General features: G+C 73.0%; 16 protein-coding genes. 7 read left to right on the forward strand and 9 right to left on the reverse strand.

Going from position 1 to position 18283, the window contains the following annotated elements:
- Positions 1–9 precede the first annotated feature (9 nt).
- The 5 genes from ABZ321_RS18505 to ABZ321_RS18525 all read right to left on the reverse strand — a co-directional run bounded on the left by ABZ321_RS18505 (position 10) and on the right by ABZ321_RS18525 (position 5034).
- On the reverse strand, positions 10–1173 hold the full coding sequence (locus ABZ321_RS18505) for an SLC13 family permease (RefSeq protein WP_344498268.1): 1164 nt from the start codon (positions 1171–1173) through the stop codon (positions 10–12).
- A gap of 61 nt (positions 1174–1234) precedes the next feature.
- Positions 1235–2449 (reverse strand): HDOD domain-containing protein, encoded by a 1215-nt coding sequence (locus ABZ321_RS18510; RefSeq protein ID WP_354892572.1) that lies wholly within the window; start codon positions 2447–2449, stop codon positions 1235–1237.
- 38 nt (positions 2450–2487) lie between these two features.
- Complete coding sequence (locus ABZ321_RS18515; protein WP_344498264.1) at positions 2488–3717, reverse strand: HDOD domain-containing protein; 1230 nt, start codon at positions 3715–3717, stop codon at positions 2488–2490.
- 60 nt (positions 3718–3777) lie between these two features.
- Positions 3778–4440 carry a GNAT family N-acetyltransferase gene (locus ABZ321_RS18520; protein ID WP_344498262.1) on the reverse strand — a complete coding sequence of 221 codons (663 nt, stop codon included), beginning with the start codon at positions 4438–4440 and terminating at the stop codon, positions 3778–3780.
- 63 nt (positions 4441–4503) lie between these two features.
- On the reverse strand, positions 4504–5034 hold the full coding sequence (locus ABZ321_RS18525; protein WP_344498260.1) for a snapalysin family zinc-dependent metalloprotease: 531 nt from the start codon (positions 5032–5034) through the stop codon (positions 4504–4506).
- Between the two features lie 63 nt (positions 5035–5097).
- On the opposite strand from ABZ321_RS18525, the gene ABZ321_RS18530 reads away from it, so the two are divergent.
- A complete protein-coding gene (locus ABZ321_RS18530; protein WP_354892576.1) occupies positions 5098–5574 on the forward strand; it encodes a hypothetical protein in 477 nt (158 codons plus the stop codon).
- On the opposite strand, the gene ABZ321_RS18535 is transcribed toward ABZ321_RS18530, so the two are convergent.
- A complete protein-coding gene (locus ABZ321_RS18535) occupies positions 5575–7986 on the reverse strand; it encodes an FAD-dependent oxidoreductase (protein WP_354892579.1) in 2412 nt (803 codons plus the stop codon).
- Positions 7987–8003: 17 nt separating this feature from the next.
- Here ABZ321_RS18535 and ABZ321_RS18540 point away from each other — a divergent pair, with 17 nt between their 5' ends.
- Together ABZ321_RS18540 and ABZ321_RS18545 are read left to right on the forward strand one after the other, a co-directional pair.
- Positions 8004–8924: an FAD-dependent oxidoreductase gene (locus ABZ321_RS18540; protein ID WP_354892582.1), complete on the forward strand. Its 921-nt coding sequence runs from the start codon at positions 8004–8006 to the stop codon at positions 8922–8924.
- Positions 8925–9071: 147 nt separating this feature from the next.
- On the forward strand, positions 9072–9365 hold the full coding sequence (locus ABZ321_RS18545) for a DUF4193 domain-containing protein (RefSeq protein ID WP_344500656.1): 294 nt from the start codon (positions 9072–9074) through the stop codon (positions 9363–9365).
- A 22-nt stretch (positions 9366–9387) separates the two neighbouring features.
- Here ABZ321_RS18545 and ABZ321_RS18550 read toward each other — a convergent pair whose 3' ends face one another.
- Positions 9388–10299, reverse strand: coding sequence for a ribonuclease Z (locus ABZ321_RS18550; protein ID WP_354892585.1), 912 nt, complete (start codon positions 10297–10299; stop codon positions 9388–9390).
- Positions 10300–10322: 23 nt separating this feature from the next.
- Between ABZ321_RS18550 and ABZ321_RS18555 the strand changes: the two genes are divergently transcribed.
- Complete coding sequence (locus ABZ321_RS18555; RefSeq protein WP_344498250.1) at positions 10323–11171, forward strand: patatin-like phospholipase family protein; 849 nt, start codon at positions 10323–10325, stop codon at positions 11169–11171.
- Between the two features lie 50 nt (positions 11172–11221).
- Here ABZ321_RS18555 and ABZ321_RS18560 read toward each other — a convergent pair whose 3' ends face one another.
- Positions 11222–12994, reverse strand: coding sequence for a VanW family protein (locus ABZ321_RS18560; RefSeq protein ID WP_354892588.1), 1773 nt, complete (start codon positions 12992–12994; stop codon positions 11222–11224).
- Positions 12995–13212: 218 nt separating this feature from the next.
- Here ABZ321_RS18560 and ABZ321_RS18565 point away from each other — a divergent pair, with 218 nt between their 5' ends.
- On the forward strand, positions 13213–13983 hold the full coding sequence (locus ABZ321_RS18565; protein WP_344498246.1) for an ATP-grasp domain-containing protein: 771 nt from the start codon (positions 13213–13215) through the stop codon (positions 13981–13983).
- A 46-nt stretch (positions 13984–14029) separates the two neighbouring features.
- On the opposite strand, the gene ABZ321_RS18570 is transcribed toward ABZ321_RS18565, so the two are convergent.
- Positions 14030–15250: an MFS transporter gene (locus tag ABZ321_RS18570; RefSeq protein ID WP_344498244.1), complete on the reverse strand. Its 1221-nt coding sequence runs from the start codon at positions 15248–15250 to the stop codon at positions 14030–14032.
- Between the two features lie 86 nt (positions 15251–15336).
- Here ABZ321_RS18570 and ABZ321_RS18575 point away from each other — a divergent pair, with 86 nt between their 5' ends.
- A complete protein-coding gene (locus tag ABZ321_RS18575; RefSeq protein ID WP_344498242.1) occupies positions 15337–16272 on the forward strand; it encodes a helix-turn-helix domain-containing protein in 936 nt (311 codons plus the stop codon).
- 361 nt (positions 16273–16633) lie between these two features.
- The gene (locus ABZ321_RS18580) at positions 16634–18271 is read left to right on the forward strand and encodes a SidA/IucD/PvdA family monooxygenase (protein WP_354892593.1); all 1638 of its coding nucleotides are present in this window, start codon (positions 16634–16636) and stop codon (positions 18269–18271) included.
- Positions 18272–18283: the final 12 nt, after the last annotated feature.

Consider the following 18283-nt stretch of genomic DNA (forward strand, 5'->3'; position numbering starts at 1 on the left):
ACCACACAATCACACCAGTAGGGCCGCGGTGGCGAGGCCCGTGCCCGCGACCGCGACGGCGGCCCCGGTCAGCAGGAACCGCAGCGGCGGCACCCGCAGGCCGGCCGCGCGGCAGCGCTCCCACCACAGCAGCGTGGCGAGGGACGCCCACGGCACGGCGAGCGGCCCGACGTTGACGCCGACGAGCAGCGCCAGCAGCTGCGTGCGGTGTCCCGCCTCGATGCCGCGTTCTCCGGCGATGTACGCGGGAAGGTTGTTCACGACGTTGGCGAGGCCCATCCCGGTGGCGGCAGACCGGAACGCCCCGGCGGCGCCGCCCTGGTCGCCGATGAGGGTGGCCGCGAACCGGTCCAGCCCGTGCGCGCCGAGCGTCTCGACGACCAGGAACATCCCCGTCACGAAGACCAGCAGCCGCCACGGGAGCAGGCCCGGCCGCAGCGCCGCGCGGTCCCGCAGCGCGAACGCGCCGGCGACCACGACCGCGGCGGCCCCGGACGCCAGCCACAGGGGCACCTCGATCAGCACGCCCGCGACGAACACCAGGCACGCGCCCAGCGCGACCCGGAACAGCACGGGGTCCCTGGGCCGGTGCGCCGGAGGCGGCGCGAACCGTCGGGGCGTGCGCCGCCAGTACGCGAGCCACAACGCCAACGCGGTGACACCGATGGCCGCCAGTTGCGGCAGCCACATCCGTCCCGCGAACGCGACCGGCCCCAGCCCGACCCGTCCGGCGGCGAGAAGGTTCGTCAGGTTGGACACGGGCAGCAGGAGGCTCGCGGTGTTGGCCAGCCACACGGTGGTCACGGCGAGCGGCAGCGGCGGCAGGCCGAGGCGCCGGGCGAGGGCCAGCATGACCGGCGTGAGCAGCACGGCGGTCGTGTCCAGGTTGAGGGTGATGGTGGTCAGGGCCGCGAACCCGACGCAGACGCCGAAGAGCGCGACGGTCCGCCCGCGGGCGAGCGTGGCGAGGCGGTCGGCGAGCACGTCGAACACCTCGGCCTGCGCCGTCAGCTCCGCCAGGATGATCACCGCCCCGAGGAACGCGAGCAGCGGCGCGATCCGCCGCACCGTCGCCTCCGCCTCGGTCACCGGCAGCAGGCCGGTCGCGACCGCGACGCCACCGGCGGCGAACAGCCCGATCCCGACCCAGTCCAACGCATGCAGCCGCCTCATCGCGGATGATCGTCGCACCGCGCCGAACCTGCGCGCGCCTCGGGTCAGCCTCGGGTCAGCCTCAGCGCGCGGCGGCGTCCTCGCTCTCCGGCTCGGCCAGCGACGCGTTCGTCCAGCGCAGCGCCGACAGCATGTCCTCGGCCAGGTCGGGGACCACGGCGGTCGCGGCGTCCCGCTGATACGTGCGGACCTCCGTGAGCACCGCGCCCAGCTGCCCCCGGCCGTGCACGACGGCCTCCGCGACGTCCTCGGTGAGCGGCAGCTGGTCGGTCAGCTCGCTGGCGGGGCGGCCGAGCAGGTCGCCGAGCGCCGACAGGAGGCCGACCGTGAACGCCGCCGGGCCGGGTGCGCCGCGCCGCTCGGCGACCGTCTGGCACATGCGGGCCCGCAGGACGGCGTCGGTGAGCTGCGCCTCGTCGCCGTCGGCGAAGTCGGCGACCATCATCAGCGTCGCCCACTGCCGCACCTGCGGGATGCCCAGCATGACCACGGCCTGGAAGATCGAGGAGACCGGCTGCGGCAGGCCGTTGGAGGCGGCGTTGACGCCGCGCAGGACGCGGACGGCGAGCGCCGGGTCGCGTTCGATGGTCTCCACGGCCCGGTCCAGGTCGACCTCGTCGGCGGCGAGCTCCGCGAGCAGCCGCATGCGGGCCAGCCGCGACGGGCTCAGCGTGTGCGTGGTGATGAGGTGCGGCCGGCTGAGCACGTGGCCCTGGAAGAGCTGGAACTGCAGCTTGCGCGCCAGGTCGAGCAGCTCCTGCGTCTCGACCCGCTGGGCGACGAGCCGGATCCGCGGGAACCGGCGGCACTGCCCGGCGATCGCACTGATCTCGGCCCGGTCGCCGGCGAGCATGTTGACCTTCACGTAGTGCGCGAACGGCAGCAGCCTGGCCCGGGACGCGTCACCGGCGAAGTCGTCGACCGCGATGCGGTGGCCCTGCTCGACGAGCCGCCCGACGCCGTCGAGCACCTCGTCGTCGACGGCGACGTCCGCCATCAGCTCCAGCCCGACCGACCCCGGCGGGAACGGCAGCGGCAGCTCCCCCACGATGAACTCGCGGGTCAGGTTGATGAAGCAGCGCCGGTCGCCGACGAGCTCGGTGATGCCGAACGCGGTGAACGCCTCCACGATGACCCGGCTCGTCGCGGCGCTGTCGCGGACCGAGGCGTGCATCGCCTCCGGGCCGTCGCGGAACAGCAGCTCGTAGGCGGCGACGTGACCGTGCCTGTCGTAGAGCGCCTGCCGGCCGATGTGTACGGGTCGCGTGCTGTCCACGTCCGCCTATCGGCAGGTCGCGCCGCCGGTTGCGCGTTTTACGGCGTCGCCGGGCGGGTCCTGGGCGCGATGATGTGGCCGGTGTACGCGACGGCGTCCAGGTAGGCCAGGGCGGTCTCCTCCACCGGCACCGGCGCGGCCAGCAGCATCGGCAGGTCGGACGCCTCGTATGCGGCGACGAGCGACAGCAGCTCCCCGAGCGGCCCGACCCCGTCGACGAGGGCCTCGGTCACCTCGTGGCTGAGCGACAGGCGCAGCGCCAGCTCGGCGGCGCGCTGGCCGAGCAGCTCGGCGACGGCGGAGACGAGGCCGACGGTGAACGCGGGCTCCGGCGGCACCCCCATCCGCTCGGCGATGTTCTGGCACATGCGGGCCCGGGTGATCGCGCCGCTCAGCTGCGACGCGCCGGGGTCGTCGAGGTCGCTGACCAGCATCAGCGTGGCCCAGTCGCGGAGCCGGTCGACGCCGAGCAGCAGCACCGCCTCGTGGACGGAGGACACCTTCACCGGCAGGCCGAGCGCGTCGGCGTTCGCGGCCGCCATGAGCCGCAGGCTGAGCGCCGGGTCGCTGGTGACGAGGCCGACCACCCGGTTCAGCGGGATGCCGGGGCCGACGAGGAGGCTGAGCAGCTCGACCCGGGCCAGCCGCGACGGCGACAGCGCGGTGGTGGAGACGACCTGCGGGCGGCCCAGCACGTACCCCTGGAAGAGGTCGAACCCGAGCGCCCTGGTGTGCTCCAGCTGCTCCTGTGTCTCCAGGCGCTCCGCGACGAGGGTGAGGCCGGGGTACTTGCGGCAGCGCTCCACGGTCGCGACGAGCTCGTCCGGGGGTGTCTCCAGCACGTCGATCTTCACGTACGCGGCCAGTTCGAGCAGCGGCTCGTGGCCCAGCCCGAACACGTAGTCGTCCAGGGCGATGCGGTACCCCTGCGCGACGAGCTTCCCGACAGCCTCCACCACGACGTCGTCGATCGTGACGGTCTCGAGGATCTCCAGCACGACCTGCTCATGGTCGAACGGCAGCGGCAGGTCGCCGACGAGGAACTCGCGGGTGAGGTTGACGAAGCACAGCCCGCGCCCGCACAGGGGCTCGATCCCGATCTCGGTGAAGGCGGTGATGAGGACGCGGCTGGTGGCGTACGCGCCGCGCTCGTCGGCCGCCACCGCCCCGGCGTCGCCGCGGAAGAGCAACTCGTAGCCGTGGACGTCACCGTGCCGGTCGAAGATCGGCTGACGTCCGACGTGCACTGCGCCGGAAGGGGGGAACATACCGCACTCATCGACTCCGGCGGCGCGACACTGACCCCTTTGCCGCGGAAATGTTCCGCTTCAGGCCGCCCCGGCCATGGCGTGGATCTTCCAGCCGTGGTCCGGGAAGCCGGCGGCGTCGGCGACGTGGGCGCTGGCCGTGTTCGCCGGGTCGTGCAGGTAGGTTGCGACCGCGCCGCCCGCGACGATCCGCCGGGTGGCCTTGGCGACGAGCCGCCGGGCCAGGCCCTGCCCGCGGGCCCGCTCGTCGGTGCCGACGGAGATCTCGACGCCGGAGACGTCGTGCGGCTTCAACCCGACCCCGGCCAGGTAGGCGCCGCCGGCGTCGCGGGCGATGAGCACCTCGCCCGGGAACGGCCGCAGCCAGTCGGGGATGCCCGGGCCGTCCGCCGGCTCCCAGTCCCCCGCGTCGGGCAGCTCGGCCGGCGCCTGCGACCAGCGGAACACCCCGGTGAAGCACACCTGCTCCGGGCGCCCCAGCAGCCCCGGCAGCCGCTCCAGGAGGTCTTCGAGGGGCATCCGCGCCAGCAGCGCGGCGACCTCGTCGCGGTGCGCGGGCGGCACGGACAGCACCCCGCGGCCTCCGGCGTCGGTCACCCCGAGCATGAGCTGCTCGGCGCCGTCCCAGCGGGGCTTGTCCCGCGCCGGGTGCCCGACGACCGTGATCCCCTGGTCCGGTGCAGGCCACGCGCCGAGCCAGACCTGCAGGAACCTCGCCAGCACGCACGCCTCCGCGGTAAAAGATCGAGAGCCCAGGCACATCCTAGGCTCTCGATCTTCAATCGTTCAGCCCACGAAGAGGACTTCCTGGACTTCGGCGGTCACTCCCGAGGCGAAGTTGCGCTGGACCTGCGCCGCCTCGGCCGCGCTCGGGTTGGCGTTGGTGCAGGACACCGGCGCGCTGCTGCCCGACATGAGGTCCGAGCACAGCCCGGTCCTGCGGTCCGGCAGGCCCAGGATGTGCCCGAACTCGTGCGTGGCGATCCGCAGCTGGTAGTAGCCGTCGTCGACCGCCTCACGCCCCATGTACCAGCGACCGTTTCCAAGGCTCGTCGAATACGTCCTGGGCCAACCGTTGTCGGCGTAGACCCGGATGTTGGGCGTCCGGCCGGCGGTGACCGGGACCAGCCGGACGTTGCTGACCTTGCCGTTCCAGAGGGTGGCCGCCTGGTTGACCACGGCCACGAACTCCTGCGCCTGGCTCGCGTCGTAGTAGAGGGTACGGGTGGCCGCGTGCGCGGGGACCGCGCCGACCAACTGGACGCCGACCAGCGCCGCAATGGCGAGCAGGACGGTGGCGAATCTGCGTCTGACCATGCCGCTCAGGCTAGATGGCATCGCCAGTCATCGATATATACCAGATGACCCATACTGGATGCCGTGGCGTATGTCTGGCTCCTGGACGTCGACGGGGTCGTCAACGCCCGCAAGCCGGCGTGGCACGCCGCCCCGCATCATGGCCGCGCGTACGCCGAGGGGGTCGGCTGGCCGATGCGCTGGGCGCCGGCCCTGACCACCCGCATCCGCCGCCTGCACACCTCCGGCGCCGTCGAGGTCCGCTGGTGCTCCACCTGGTGCCCGTGGGCGGACCAGCTGGAGCGCCTCTTCCGCCTGCCGCCGCTGGCGTGCGCGTTCACCACCGTGGCCGACGCGCCCGCCGCGAAGCTGGCCGCCGCCCGCGCGGTCCTGGCCGGCGGTGACCACCTGGTCTGGACCGACGACGATGAGGTCCCGGCCGCCGGGCCGCTGTTGGACGAGCTCACCGCCGCCGGCCGCGCCCTGCTGATCCGGCCGGACGCCCGCCGCGGCCTCACCCCGGCCCACCTGGACGAGATCGAGGCCTTCGCCGTGCCGTGATCAGGCGCGGACGCGGGCGCTCGCCGGGTCGTACAGTGGCCGCAGCGACGCCTTGAGGGGGTGTTCGCGGTCCGCGACCACCACGGTCAGCGGGGCGGCGTCCAGCCAGGCCTGGTCGAGCGGCGAGGTGCCCGCGTCGAGGAACGCGAGGCCGACGGCGCCGCCGAGGGTGTGGCCGTAGGAGGCGGCGCGCACGTAGCCGACGTCCCGGCCGTCGCGGCGGACCACCTCGCCGTGGAAGAGCAGCGCGGACGGGTCGGTCACGAGGATCTGCACCAGGCGGCGCGACAGCGGCCCCGCTTCGCGCACGGCGAGCAGCGCGTCGCGGCCGATGAACGACGGCTTGTCGAAGGCGACCGCGAAGCCGAGGCCCGCCGACAGCGGGTCGTCGGTGTTGTCGATGTCGTGGCCGTAGTCGCGGTAGCCCTTCTCCAGCCGGAGGCTCGCGAGGGCCTTGAGGCCCGCGTGCCGGAGGCCGAACTCGGCGCCGGCCTCGACGAGCCGGTCGTGGACGTGCACGGCCTGCTCGGTGGGGATGTAGAGCTCGTAGCCGAGCTCGCCGACGTACGTGATGCGCAGGCACAGCACGCGGGCGTAGCCGATCTCCAGCTCGCGGGCGCCGCGGAAGGGCATCGTCACGTCCGTGTCGCTGACGGCCGCCAGCAGGTCGCGCGACCGCGGGCCCTGCACGTTGAGCTGGGCCCACCCGGAGGTGACGTCGGTGACGACCGCGCCGTGGCGCCGCAGGCGGGTCAGGACGTGCCGGTGGGCGGTGTCGGAGGCGACCACCCAGAAGCGGTCCTCGGCCAGCTCGGTGACGGTGAGGTCGGCCTCGATCGTGCCGCGCTCGTTGAGCCACTGGGTGTAGGTGACGAGGCCGCTGCCGGTGACCCGGTTCGCCGACAGCCGCTCCAGGACGGCGCCGGCGTCGGGGCCCTGGACGAGGAACTTCGCCATGAACGACATGTCCATGAGCGCCACCCCCTCGCGCACCGCCCGGTGCTCGGCCTCCCACTGCGGGAACCATGACGGGCGGGACCAGGACGGCACGGGTTCCGAGGTGACGCCGTACACGTCGGGCATCTCCCAGCCGGAGACGTCGCGCAGGTGCGGCGACAGCCCGGCGAGCCGGTCGTGCAGCGGGGAGCGGCGGGCGCCCCGGGCCGACCGCATCGCCTTGTCGGGGTAGTGCGTCTTGTACACCGTGCCCAGCGCCTCGACGGTGCGCTCCGAGCGGTACCGCAGGTTGCGCTGGTACGGCTGCAGCCGGTCGATGTGCATGCCGGTCACGTCGACGTCCGGCTCGCCGGCGGCGATCCAGTGCGCCAGGGCGCGGCCGATCCCGCCGCCGGTGAGGATGCCGATCGAGTTGAGGCCGGCCGCGACGAAGTACCCGCGCAGCTCCGGGGACTCGCCGAAGATCGGCGCCAGGTCGGGGGTGAAGCTCTCCGGCCCGCAGAAGAACGTGCGGACGCCGGCGGTCGCGGTCACCGGGATGCGGTTCATCGCCGCCTCCAGGTAGGGCGCCATCCGGTCCCAGTCCGGCGGCAGCGTGCCGAAGGAGAAGTCGTCCGGCACCCGCTCGACGCTCCACGGCGCCGCCTCGCCCTCGAACAGGCCGATCATGAGCCCGCTGCCTTCTTCGCGGAAGTACCCGTAGGCGCCGGGGTCCTCCAGCACGGGCAGCCCGGCGTGGACGCCGTCGATCGGCTCGGTGATGAGGTAGTAGTGCTCGGCGGCCTGCAGCGGGATGCTGACGCCGGCCTCCTCGCCGAGCTGCCGCGCCCACATCCCGGCGCAGTTGACGACGACCTCGGCCTCGACGTCGCCGTACGCCGTCCGCACGCCGGTCACGGTGTCCCGCTTGCGCAGCACGCCGGTCACCGGGACGCCTTCGAGAATCTTCACGCCGCGCTGCCGGGCGCCCTTCGCCAGGGACATGGTGACGTCGACGGGGTTGGCGCGGCCGTCCTCGGCGACGTAGAAGCCCGCGAGGACGTCGTCGACCCGCGCCAGCGGGAACAGGTCGAGGACCTCCTTCGGCGAGATCTCGTGCACGTCGACGCCGAGGTGCCGGTTGAACGCGGCCACCCGCCGGTACTCCTCCAGGCGGCCGGGGTCGGCGGCGAGCTCGATGAACCCGCACTGCCGCAGCCCGGTGGACAGGCCGGTCTCCGCCTCGAGCGACGCGTACAGGTCGCGGGTGTACTGCCGCATTCGCGTCGAGGTCTCCGACAGCGACCCGAAGGTCACCATCAGCCCGGCGGCATGCCAGGTGGTCCCGGCGGTCAGCCGGTCCCGCTCCAGCAGCAGCACGTCGGTGACGCCCTCCTTCGCCAGGTGGTAGGCGACCGACGTGCCGATCACCCCACCGCCGATCACGACGACGCGGGCCCGCTGTGGAAGCTGCATCCTGAGAGACTAAGCGGATGGCGGTCGTCGTGATCGGGGCGGGCGTGGCCGGGCTGGCGTGCGCCCGGGCACTGCACGACGCGGGCGTCGCGGTCCGCGTCCTGGAGCGCGCCGCGGCCCCGGGCGGGCGGCTCGGCGGCGACGTCCTCGACGGGCGGCCGGTCGACCTCGGCGCCGCCTACTTCACGGTGTCCGACCCCGGGTTCGCGGCGGTCGTCTCGCGGTGGCATCGCGCCGGTCTGGTGCACCCTTGGTCCGGGGATTTCACGGTGTACGGGACGCCGCCCTCCTCCCCGCGGCCGGCGCCGGTGCGGTGGGCAGCTCCCGGCGGGCTGGCCTCGCTCGCCGCGGATCTGGCGGTGGGGCTTAACGTCACCTGTGGGTCCGCTGTCAAAGACCTGACAGTTCTCGGCGGCACGGTCGTCCTGGCGATGCCGGCGCCGCAGGCGGCCCTGCTCCTGCCGGCCGCCGCGCCGCTCGCCGAGGCCCAGGACTGGCAGCCGTCCCTGGCCGTCGCGCTGCGCTACCGCCGCCGCTGCTGGAAGCCGCTGACCGGCGCGTTCGTCAACGATCACCCCGTCCTCACCACGGTGTGCGACGACGGGTCCCGTCGCGGCGACGGCGCTCCGGTGCTGGTGGCGCACACCACACCCGCGTTCGCCATCGAATCGGCCGTCGCGGACGTTGAGGCGGCCGTGAGGGAGTTGCTGGAGCTGCCCGACGCCGCGGTCTCCGTGGCCGCTCGGCGCTGGCCGGCGGCCCGCCCCACCCGGCCCTCGGAGTCCACGTTTGCGCAGGTGGATGACGTGTTCCTGGCCGGCGACGGGTTCGGCCGGCCGCGGGTCGAGGCGGCCTGGCTGTCCGGCCGCGCGGTTGCCGCCGCGACAGTCGGAAACCAGAATCCGAAAACTCCACGAACGGCCAGCCGGGCGAGGTAGCCTCGTGGGCGCCAACGCTGTTGATATGTCCACAGTGGACCGATTTGGTCCCGGCATTATTCATTCATGTCGGTCGGGGAACACATCCGAGGCCGGCGGCGTTCGTTACACAACCACAGTCACCAAGAGAGGGTGAACGCCATGGCCATCAGCACCGACTACGACGCGCCACGCCACCCCGTCGGCACTGACCTCGCCGAGGACAGCCTCGAGGAGCTCACCGCCCGGCGGGCCAACGCCCAGTCGCCGTCCGTCGACGTCGACGACAGCGACACCGGCTTCGAGCTGCCCGGGGCGGAGCTTCCCGACGAGGAGCTCACCGTGCCGGTCGTGCCGATGCGGCTGGACGAGTTCCGCTGCTCCAGCTGCTTCCTCGTGCACCACCGCAGCCAGCTGTCCCGCGAGAAGAACGGCGCTCCGGTCTGCCGCGAGTGCGACTGAGTTCGGTGAGGTCCCTGGTCGTTCAGGGGCGGCGGGCCGGCACCCGGATCCGGGTCAGGTCCTCCGCCACCACGACCTCACCGCCGAACACGCTCGCCGCCTCCTCGGCGAAGCGTGTCGGGTCGTCGTACCGCTGTGAGAAATGGGTGAGCACGAGCGTGCGCACCCCGCACTCGGCCGCGACCCGGGCCGCCTGACCAGCCGTCAGGTGCCCGTGCGCCGCGGCCAGACCGGCGTCGGCGTCCAGGTACGTCGACTCGATCACCAGCAGGTCGGCGCCGTCGGCCAGCGCGTACACGCCCTCGCACAGGCGGGTGTCCATGACGAACGCGAAGCGCTGACCTGGTCGCGGCACGCTGACGTCCTCGACGGCCACCGCCCGGCCGTCGACCGTCACGCTGCCGTCGCGCTGGAGCGCCCCGACCGCGGGCCCCTGCACGCCGTGCCGCTCGAGCAGCTCGGGCAGCATGCGCCGGCCGTCCGCCTCGACGAGCCGGTAGCCGTAGGTCTCGATCCCGTGGTCCAGCTGCCGCGCTTCCAGCACCCAGTTCTTCGCTGTGGCGATTTGCCCGCCTTTATCAACTTTGACCGGATTTATCGTAGCGGCGTCGTAGAAAACGGACGCGTGCCGCAGGCGGTCGAAGTACACCTGGCCGCTCGCCGGGAAGTACGCCTCCACCGGCCGGGCCGCGTTGTCCAGGGAGATCCGCTGGATCACCCCCGGCAGGCCGAGGCAGTGATCGCCGTGGAAGTGCGTGACGCAGATGCGGGTGATGTCGCTCGCCGCCACCCCCACGCTCGTCATCTGCCGCTGGGTCCCGTCACCGGGATCGAACAGGATGCCTTCCTCGTCCCAGCGCAGGAAGTACCCGTTGTGGTTCCTGGCCTTGGTCGGCACCTGACTGCTGGTCCCCAGCACGACGAGCTCACGCATCTGGGGGACCTTACAGTTGGCGGATGGTCGATGACTCCAAATTTGCGCTCGTGCTGGGCGGGGGCGGCGTCACGGGCGTCGCCTGGGAGATCGGGATGATCGCCGGGCTGGCCGCCGCCGGTGTCGACCTCACCGAGGCGGACCTGGTCGTGGGCACCTCCGCCGGCTCCGTCGCCGGCGCCCAGATCACCAGCGGCAGGCCGCTGGAGGAGCTCTACGAGCGCCAGCTCGCCCCCGCCACGGGTGAGATCGCCGCCCACTTCGGCGTCGGCACCATGCTCCGCTACGCGTCGGCCGGCCTGCGCCCCGGCGACGACCGGCAGGCCCTGCGACGGCTGGGGCACGCCGCCCGTACCGCCGAAACCGTGCCCGAGCAGAGCCGCAGGGACGTGATCGCCGGGCGGCTCCCCAGCCACGACTGGCCGGACAGCCCCCGGCTCCTCATCACGGCCGTCGACACCGAGACCGGCGAGGAGGTCGTCTTCGACCGCGACAGCGGCGTCGACCTCGTCTCCGCCGTGACGGCCAGCTGCGCCGTGCCGGTCGTCTGGCCACCCGTCACCATCGCCGGCCGCCGGTACATGGACGGCGGCTCGCGCTCCGCGGCCAACGCCCACCTCGCGCGCGGGTACGACCGCGTGGTCGTCCTCGCCCCGACGACCACGTCGCTGCGCCGCTCCGGCCGGGTCGCCACCGAGCTCGCCGCGCTCGGCCCCGCCGTCCGCTCCGCCGTGGTCACCCTCGACGCCGAGGCGAGGGCCGCCATCGGCCGCAACGTCCTGGACCCCGCGAAGCGCGCCACCGCCGCCCAGGCCGGCCGCCGCCAGTCCGCCGCCGCCCTGGCCGCCGTCACGGCCGTCCTGGCTGATTGACCGACGGCGACCGGCCGTCCTGACCGACCGCTCGATGGCGGCCCGGCCGGTCAGCCCGCGGGTGCGACCGGGGCGGTGCCGCAGATGAAGTGCGGCTCCGGGTCGTAGCGCCAGGAGAAGCGTTCCCGGCGCAGCTCCTTGCCGCCCTGCTTGAACACGCGCCACGCCTCCTGGGTGAAGCCCGGCAGGCCGTCGGTGGGATTGCAGTCGGTTTCGCGGAGGTACGTCGTGGGCGGCTGGACCAGCTTCGTCCGCGGGCCGTACTCGAGGGCGATGTCGTAGCGCTTCGTGCCGTACAGGGTGACCGTGACCGACGTGTCGGTGGTGGCGGTGTCGATGAGCACCCCGGTCGGGGAGTCGTTGCGGAAGCGCAGGTCCAGCGACGGGTACACCACGGTCGCCTCGATCACCGACGGGTAGCGGTCGAACCAGTACGTGTGCGGGCGGTGCTCCACGTCCTGCAGGCCGGCGTGGAAGACCGCGTTGAACAGGGTGGTCGCGACCTGCGACACGCCGCCGCCCGGCGAGTTCTTGATCTTGCCGTCCTCGATGCCGGGGGCGTCGACGTAGCCCTTGGCGTGGGTGCGCTGGCCGACGTGGCCGTTGAGGGAGAACGTCTGGTCCGGCAGGACGACCGCGCCGCGCAGGGCCTCGGCCATGGTGCGGATGTTGACGACGCGGGGCTGCCCGGCGACGAACTTCGTGGTGAAGGTCGACAGCTGCTCCTTGACGCCGAGCGCGCCCAGCTGCGCCGCGGTCACGGCGGCCGGCTTGGCCGTGAGCCCCACCTCGACCCGTCGCGGTGTCGCCGACGTCCGCAGGACCGCCAGGATCGCCGGGCTCGCCGCCACCAGGTCGGCCTGCTGGCCGTCGACCTGCGGCCGCACGACCGGCCGGCCCCGCTCGACGGTGAACGTGGCGTCGGTCGCGGCGACCTCGACCTTGCCGAAGGCCGGCACCGCCTTGCGCAGGGCGGCCACGTCCAGCGACGGCTGGATGAGCCCGTCGGCGTCGGACTCCAGCTTCAGCGCCGCCGCGATCGCCGTCGCCGGGACGGCGACCTCACCCCGGGGCGTGGCCACGACCAGCGGCGCGGCGACGGCGGGCGTCGCCAGCTCGCCGAGCAGCCGGTCGACGTCGGCCTTGGTGCTGCGCGGCACGAGGTCCACGACCGGGAAGTCGACGGTGCCGCGGCGCAGCCAGCCCGCCTCCATGATCGCGCCGACCTTGTGCCGGTCGATGCCGCGGCCGCTGACCGGGTACACGGCGACGGGCTGCTGCTTGTCGAAGCGGACCGCGGGCAGGACCGGGGCGTCGCCCTGGGTGCCGAGGTGCGCCATCAGCGCCTCGTAGAGCCGGGTCGCGTCGGCGCGGACGACCGGGGCGACGCTGACCCCGCCGTGCAGCCACGCGAACGGACCGGGCGTCGCGGCGACGGCGCGTTCGACGGTCGCCTCCACGTCCAGCACCAGCCCGACGGCGGCGGGGTCGACGGTGGCGCCGGCCGTGCCGACGCGGACCGCGACCGGGGCGGTGACCCGCTGCCGGAGGGTGTCTCGCAGCAGCCGCACCGCCTCGCCGCGGGAGTGGCCGCCGAGGTCGACGCCGAGGACGTGCACGCCGCGGTCGACATCCTTCGCGTACGTGCTGACCGCCGTCACCACCGGCACCACGACCACGAGGGTCAGGGTCGCCGCGAGACGCCGCCGCCGGCGGGCCCGCGCGCGCCGCACGATCGGCGGCACCACGACACCCTCACGGGGACGATCCTGCGGCGCGGTGGGAGCCAGCCGGCGCAGCCGGGACAGCAGGTCCGTTGCCATACGACGAACAATGCCCGATTTGTACTGTCTGTCTGGCTCGATCGGCCCCGATGTCCCCCAACGTGTCACTGTGATGGCGGCGCGTACTGCGGATATGCCGATCTCGGCCCGGGTCGCCGACCGGCAGCGACACTGATGGGCCTCGCTGGCAGGATGTACGGGTGCGGCAGTTCCGGACGTTGGCCATGCGTGTGCGCTCGCCTGAGGCGAGTGCCGCGATGACCCATGCCGCGCGCCGGATCGGCCTGCCCGTCGCCCAGCTCCCCGGCGACCCCGCCGAGGTGACCGGACTGCGCTCCGCCGACGGCGTGGCCTGGCGGGCGGCCGGCGGCTACCTGACCACCCTCATCGCCGGCGGCGTCGACATCCGCCTGCACGGCGCCAACCCGAGCTGGTTCGCCGGCCTCCCCCGCGACGTCACCGGCCGCGACGTCAGCCTGGTCACCGTCGGCGAGGCCCCCGACCTCGTCGGCCCCCGCCCCGCGGTGGCGAAGCTCGCCGACGAGAAGCACCCCGCCTTCTCCGCCGCCTGGGTCCGCGACGCCGACGACCTGCGCAACCGCCTGCGCAGCGCCCGCCTGCCCGCCGACAGCACGCTGATCATCATGGACCACTGGCTGGACCTCGCCTCCGAGTACCGCGTCTTCACCATCGGCCGCGAGCCGGTCGCCTGGTCGCCGTACGTCGTGGAGGGCGAGGAGTGGAGCCCGACGCTGCGCCACCACCGCGCCTCCTGGCACGACGAGGCCGCCACGTTCGTCGCCCTGATGCTGGCCGCCCTCCCCGACGGCGACGTGCCCCCGACCGCCGTCATCGACGTCGGCCGCACCGACGCCGGCGACTTCGCCGTCCTCGAGGTCAACAACGTCTGGAGCTCAGGCCTCTACAGCTGCGACCCAGACGGCGTCCTCCGCGCCGTCCTCGCCGCCAACGACCCCGACTGCGCCCCCCGCTGGCGCTGGCAACCCGCCCCCGCCCTCGGCGCCTGACCGGCCCGCCCTTCCCCGGACGCCGGGCGCGATGCCTTGCGGCGGGTCAGGCGCGGTGGAGGCGGCGGACCGGGTGGATCAGGAGCAGTGCGGCGCAGACGCAGACGGTCACCGCGGTCGACAGGTACAACAGGTCCAGCGGGGGGACGACGGTGGAGACGGGGCCGACCAGGGCCTGGCCGACCGCCACGCCGGAGACGGAGCCGGCGACCTCGTAGGCGGTGACGCGGTTGAGGACCTCGGGGGCGACGAGGGTCTGCACGCTGGTGGACCACATCACCGACCAGAAGGCCCATGAGACGCCGCCGAGGAGGTGTCCCGCGATCAGGAGCGGCAACGGTGGTTGCAGGGCGACCGACAGCGGGATGCAGGCGAAGCCGATCAGGCCGGCGGCGCCCGCGGCGAGCGGGCGGGCGGGGCGCAGGCGGATGGCGATGAGGCCGCCGAGGACGGTGCCGCAGCCGAGGCCCGCCATCGTCCAGCCGTACGCGGCGTCGCCGAGGCGGTCGCCGATCAGGCGGGAGCTGAGCGGGATGTACGGGCCGAACACGAACACGCCGAAGAACAGCCAGACCACGATGACCGACCACATCCAGCTGCGGGAGCGGAACTCGGTCCAGCCGCGACGCAGGTCGTGCAGGACCGTCGAGCCGATGGTCCGGCCGGCGGCACCGCTGGGCGTCCGGCCGATCAGGGCCAGGCACGCGCCGCTGAGCACGAAGGTCGCGGCGTCGACCGCGTAGACCGCGCCGGGGCCGGTCAGCGTCATCAGCAGGCCCGCGAGGACCGGGCCGCCGAGCTGCGTCGCCGCGTCGGCGATCTTGAGGGTACCGTTGGCGCGCTGCGGGTCCGTCGCGACGAGCGGGACCATGCCGTTGACGCCGGGCTGGAACATCGCGGCCGCCAGGCCGGCCAGGGCCGAGGTCGCCAGCAGGAGCCAGAGGGGCGGCGTACCGGCGAAGAACGCGATGGCGACCACACCCTGTGTGGCGACGCGCACCACGTCGGCGCCCACCATCATCGTCCGTGCGCCGATCCGGTCGGAGAAGACGCCGCCGAACACCACGAAGAGCACGAACGGCGCCGTCCAGACGGCAAGAACGTACCCAACACCCGACACGCCGTAGATCGCCCCGACGGCGAGCGCGGCGGCGACCGGCATCATCGCGTCGCCCAGCAGCGACACCACCCGCGCGCCGAAGTAGTACGTGAAGTCCCTGTTCCAAAGGGGTTTCGTGAGGACGGGCTCCGCCAGGACGGCGGTCATCGGTAGCACTCCATGATCACCCATTCTTGCCGCGGCGCCACGGGTGCACAGGCGTCCGGCGCGACATCATTGGGTACATTCGTGCCATGCGTCAGCGGGTGGTGGCCCTCCTCGGGCAAGGGCAGGAGCTGTACCCGGTGACCTGCGCGTCGGCCGTCTTCGGCGACCACGGGCCCGACATCCCGCGGCACTACGAGTTCGAGCTGTGCGCCGAGCACCCCGGCCCGGTCCGCACCACGATGGGCGTCGACATCGTCGTCGAGCGGGGGCTCGAGGCGCTGGACGACGCCGGGACGATCCTCATCGCCGGCTGCCCCTCCCCGTCGCTCACCCCCGCCACCTGCGACGCCGTCCTGGCCGCCCACACGCGGGGCGCCCGCATCGTGGCGGTGAGCTCCGGCATCAAGCTGCCGGCCCACCTCGGCCTGCTCGACGGCCGCACCGCCGCGGCGCACTGGGAGATCACCGGCTGGCTCGCCCGCAACTACCCGAAGGTCCGCGCCGACGACACCGTGCTCTACGTCGACCACGGCGACGTCGCGACCGCCGGCGCCACCGCCACCACGCTCGACCTGTGCCTCAACCAGGTCCGCCGCGAGCACGGCGCGGCCCTCGCGATGCGCATCGGCCGCCAGTTCGCCGCCGCCCCGCAGCGCGAGGGTCACCAGCGGCAGTTCCCGGCCCTGCCGACGACCGGCCCCGTCCCCGACTCCCTGGCGCCGCTGCTGGACTGGATCGCCGCCAACCTCGACCGCCCGCTCACCCTGGCCGACATGGCCACGAAGTCGGGGATGTCCGCCCGGACGCTCAACCGGCACTTCCACGAGCAGCTCGGCATCTCACCGGGCCGGTGGCTGCTCGACCGGCGCATCGCGAGCACCCGGGCGCTGCTCGAGGAGACCGACCTGCCCGTGGAGACGATCGCCGAGCGCGTCGGCCTCTCCTCGGCGGTCAACCTCCGCCGCCGCTTCCGCAGCGCCGTGAACACCACCCCGGCCGCGTACCGCCGCGCCTTCCGCTGACCTGCCTTACTCACACATGCGGGAGCTGTCAATGCCCCACCGCTGGTGGTTCGAGATATGAAAACCACTCCGAGACAGTTGGTGGCGGGCGGTGACGGTAGGAGGATGGCCTCGACACCAGCGAAAGTATCGGGGGATATCGCGTGTCTGCCTTTCGGATCATTGTGCCGGCGCTGACGTTGCGCGCCGAGAAGCCGCCGCAGTCGCCGTGGAGCTTCCGCGTCCCGTGATTTCTTGATCGACCTCCTGCCCTCTGTGTCGAGGTTCCGCTCACTGCTGCCCTGATGGCGGGCGGTGACGTGGTGTATTCACGTGCGCGAAAGGGCCTGACTGCATGCCAAGATTCGGCAATAACGCATTGATGTCTATCGATAGTGATGTATTAGATCTCTGCGGTATCGGACTCGGGCCTTCGAACCTGAGCCTGGCCGCGCTGCTCGCACCGCTGGACGACGTGGAAAAGGTTTTCCTCGAGGCCCGGCCGTCATTCTCCTGGCACCCCGGGATGCTGCTGCCCGGTGCGCAGCTACAGGTGTCGTTCCTGAAGGATCTGGTGACGACGGTGGACCCCACCAGTCGCTACTCGTTCCTGAACTTCCTCGCCCAGCACCAGCGCATGTACCGCTTCCTCATCGCCCGGCGCGACGCACCGGTCACCAGGGAGGAGTTCCAGCAGTACTACGCCTGGGTGGCGCGGAGCCTGCCGTTCGTCCGGTTCGGGCAGCGGGTCGGCGCCGTCGAGCACGACGGCGACAGCTTCGTCGTGCGCGTCGGCCAGCAGCGGCAGGTCCGCGCCCGCAACCTCGTCGTCGGCGTCGGCCACCAGCCGTTCGTGCCCGCGTGCGCCACCGGGCTCGGGCCGCAGGTGATCCACGCCAGCGAGTTCGGCACGGCCGACCCGCCGTCGGCGGGCCGGCGCGTCGTCGTGGTGGGCGGCGGCCAGAGCGGCGCCGAGATCGTCGACCACCTGCTGGGCCGCGGCGACGAACTGCCCGCACACATCACGTGGGTCGCCCGCCAGCACGGGTTCCTGCCGCTGGACGACTCCGCCTTCGCCAACGAGTGGTTCAACCCCCAGTTCGTCCACCAGTACTTCCAGCTGCCCGACCAGGTGCGCCGGCGGCTGCTGGAGCGGCAGCGCACCGCCAGCAACGGCATCTCCGAAGGGCTGCTGGAGCGCATCTACCGCCGCCTCTACGAGGTCGACTACCTCAGCGCGGCACGGGTCGCGTATCGCCTGCGCACCTCGACCGAGCTCGTCGGGCTGACCAGGACGGGCCAGGGCCTGCGGGTCACGCTCGACGACCTGATCTCCCGGCAGCGCGAGACGCTCGACGCCGACCTGGTGGTCCTGGCGACGGGCTACCGGCACGTGGTGCCCGACTTCCTGCGGCCGCTGCTCGGCGCCGACGACCTCGCCGACGTCAAGACCAACCTGGACTACAGCGTGCGTTGGAAGGGCGCCGCGCTCGGCGCGATCTACCTGCAGAACGGGGCCGAGCACACGCACGGCATCGCCGATCCCAACCTCAGCCTGGGGCCGTGGCGCAGCGCCACCATCGTCAACAGCCTGCTGGGCCGCGAGGTCTACCGCACCGGCGCCGCGGAGTCCGCCCTCTGGCCGGCCGCCGGTGCCGCGGGCTCATCCGCAGACGGAAAGGACGCACCGTTGATCGTGTCACTGGCCAAGGAGCTGACGGAGCGCACCGACGAGGGCGACGAGCTGCACCTCATCGACCTGACGTCCGCCACCGACCTGCCCACCGCGCCGTTCCAGGCGTCCTGGTGGACGGTCAGCCCGGGCAGCGCGACCCAGGTGGACCGGCACGACGCCCACGAGATCTGGCTCGTCAGCGCCGGCGTGGGCCGCTTCACCTGCGGCGGCGAGACCGCCGAGGTCCGCGGCGGAGACGTGCTGAGGATCCCGCCGGACACCGCACACCGCATCGAGAACCATGGCACCGAGGTGCTCAGCGTGTACTCCGTCTGGTGGGGCTGAGCGGTGCGCGGC

The sequence above is a fragment of the Dactylosporangium sp. NPDC006015 genome (genome assembly GCF_040614215.1).
Classification (GTDB): domain Bacteria; phylum Actinomycetota; class Actinomycetes; order Mycobacteriales; family Micromonosporaceae; genus Dactylosporangium; species Dactylosporangium maewongense.

Excerpts from the sequence above, each read along its gene's own strand:
- ABZ321_RS18535 (WP_354892579.1), bottom strand. The coding sequence starts at position 7,986 with ATGCAGCTTCCACAGCGGGCCCGCGTCGTCGTGATCGGCGGTGGGGTG.
- ABZ321_RS18550 (WP_354892585.1), bottom strand. The coding sequence starts at position 10,299 with ATGCGTGAGCTCGTCGTGCTGGGGACCAGCAGTCAGGTGCCGACCAAG.
- ABZ321_RS18525 (WP_344498260.1), bottom strand. The coding sequence starts at position 5,034 with ATGGTCAGACGCAGATTCGCCACCGTCCTGCTCGCCATTGCGGCGCTG.
- ABZ321_RS18575 (WP_344498242.1), top strand. The coding sequence starts at position 15,337 with ATGCGTCAGCGGGTGGTGGCCCTCCTCGGGCAAGGGCAGGAGCTGTAC.
- ABZ321_RS18540 (WP_354892582.1), top strand. The coding sequence starts at position 8,004 with ATGGCGGTCGTCGTGATCGGGGCGGGCGTGGCCGGGCTGGCGTGCGCC.
- ABZ321_RS18560 (WP_354892588.1), bottom strand. The coding sequence starts at position 12,994 with ATGGCAACGGACCTGCTGTCCCGGCTGCGCCGGCTGGCTCCCACCGCG.
- ABZ321_RS18565 (WP_344498246.1), top strand. The coding sequence starts at position 13,213 with ATGACCCATGCCGCGCGCCGGATCGGCCTGCCCGTCGCCCAGCTCCCC.
- ABZ321_RS18505 (WP_344498268.1), bottom strand. The coding sequence starts at position 1,173 with ATGAGGCGGCTGCATGCGTTGGACTGGGTCGGGATCGGGCTGTTCGCC.
- ABZ321_RS18555 (WP_344498250.1), top strand. The coding sequence starts at position 10,323 with ATGGTCGATGACTCCAAATTTGCGCTCGTGCTGGGCGGGGGCGGCGTC.
- ABZ321_RS18580 (WP_354892593.1), top strand. The coding sequence starts at position 16,634 with ATGTCTATCGATAGTGATGTATTAGATCTCTGCGGTATCGGACTCGGG.
- ABZ321_RS18570 (WP_344498244.1), bottom strand. The coding sequence starts at position 15,250 with ATGACCGCCGTCCTGGCGGAGCCCGTCCTCACGAAACCCCTTTGGAAC.
- ABZ321_RS18515 (WP_344498264.1), bottom strand. The coding sequence starts at position 3,717 with ATGTTCCCCCCTTCCGGCGCAGTGCACGTCGGACGTCAGCCGATCTTC.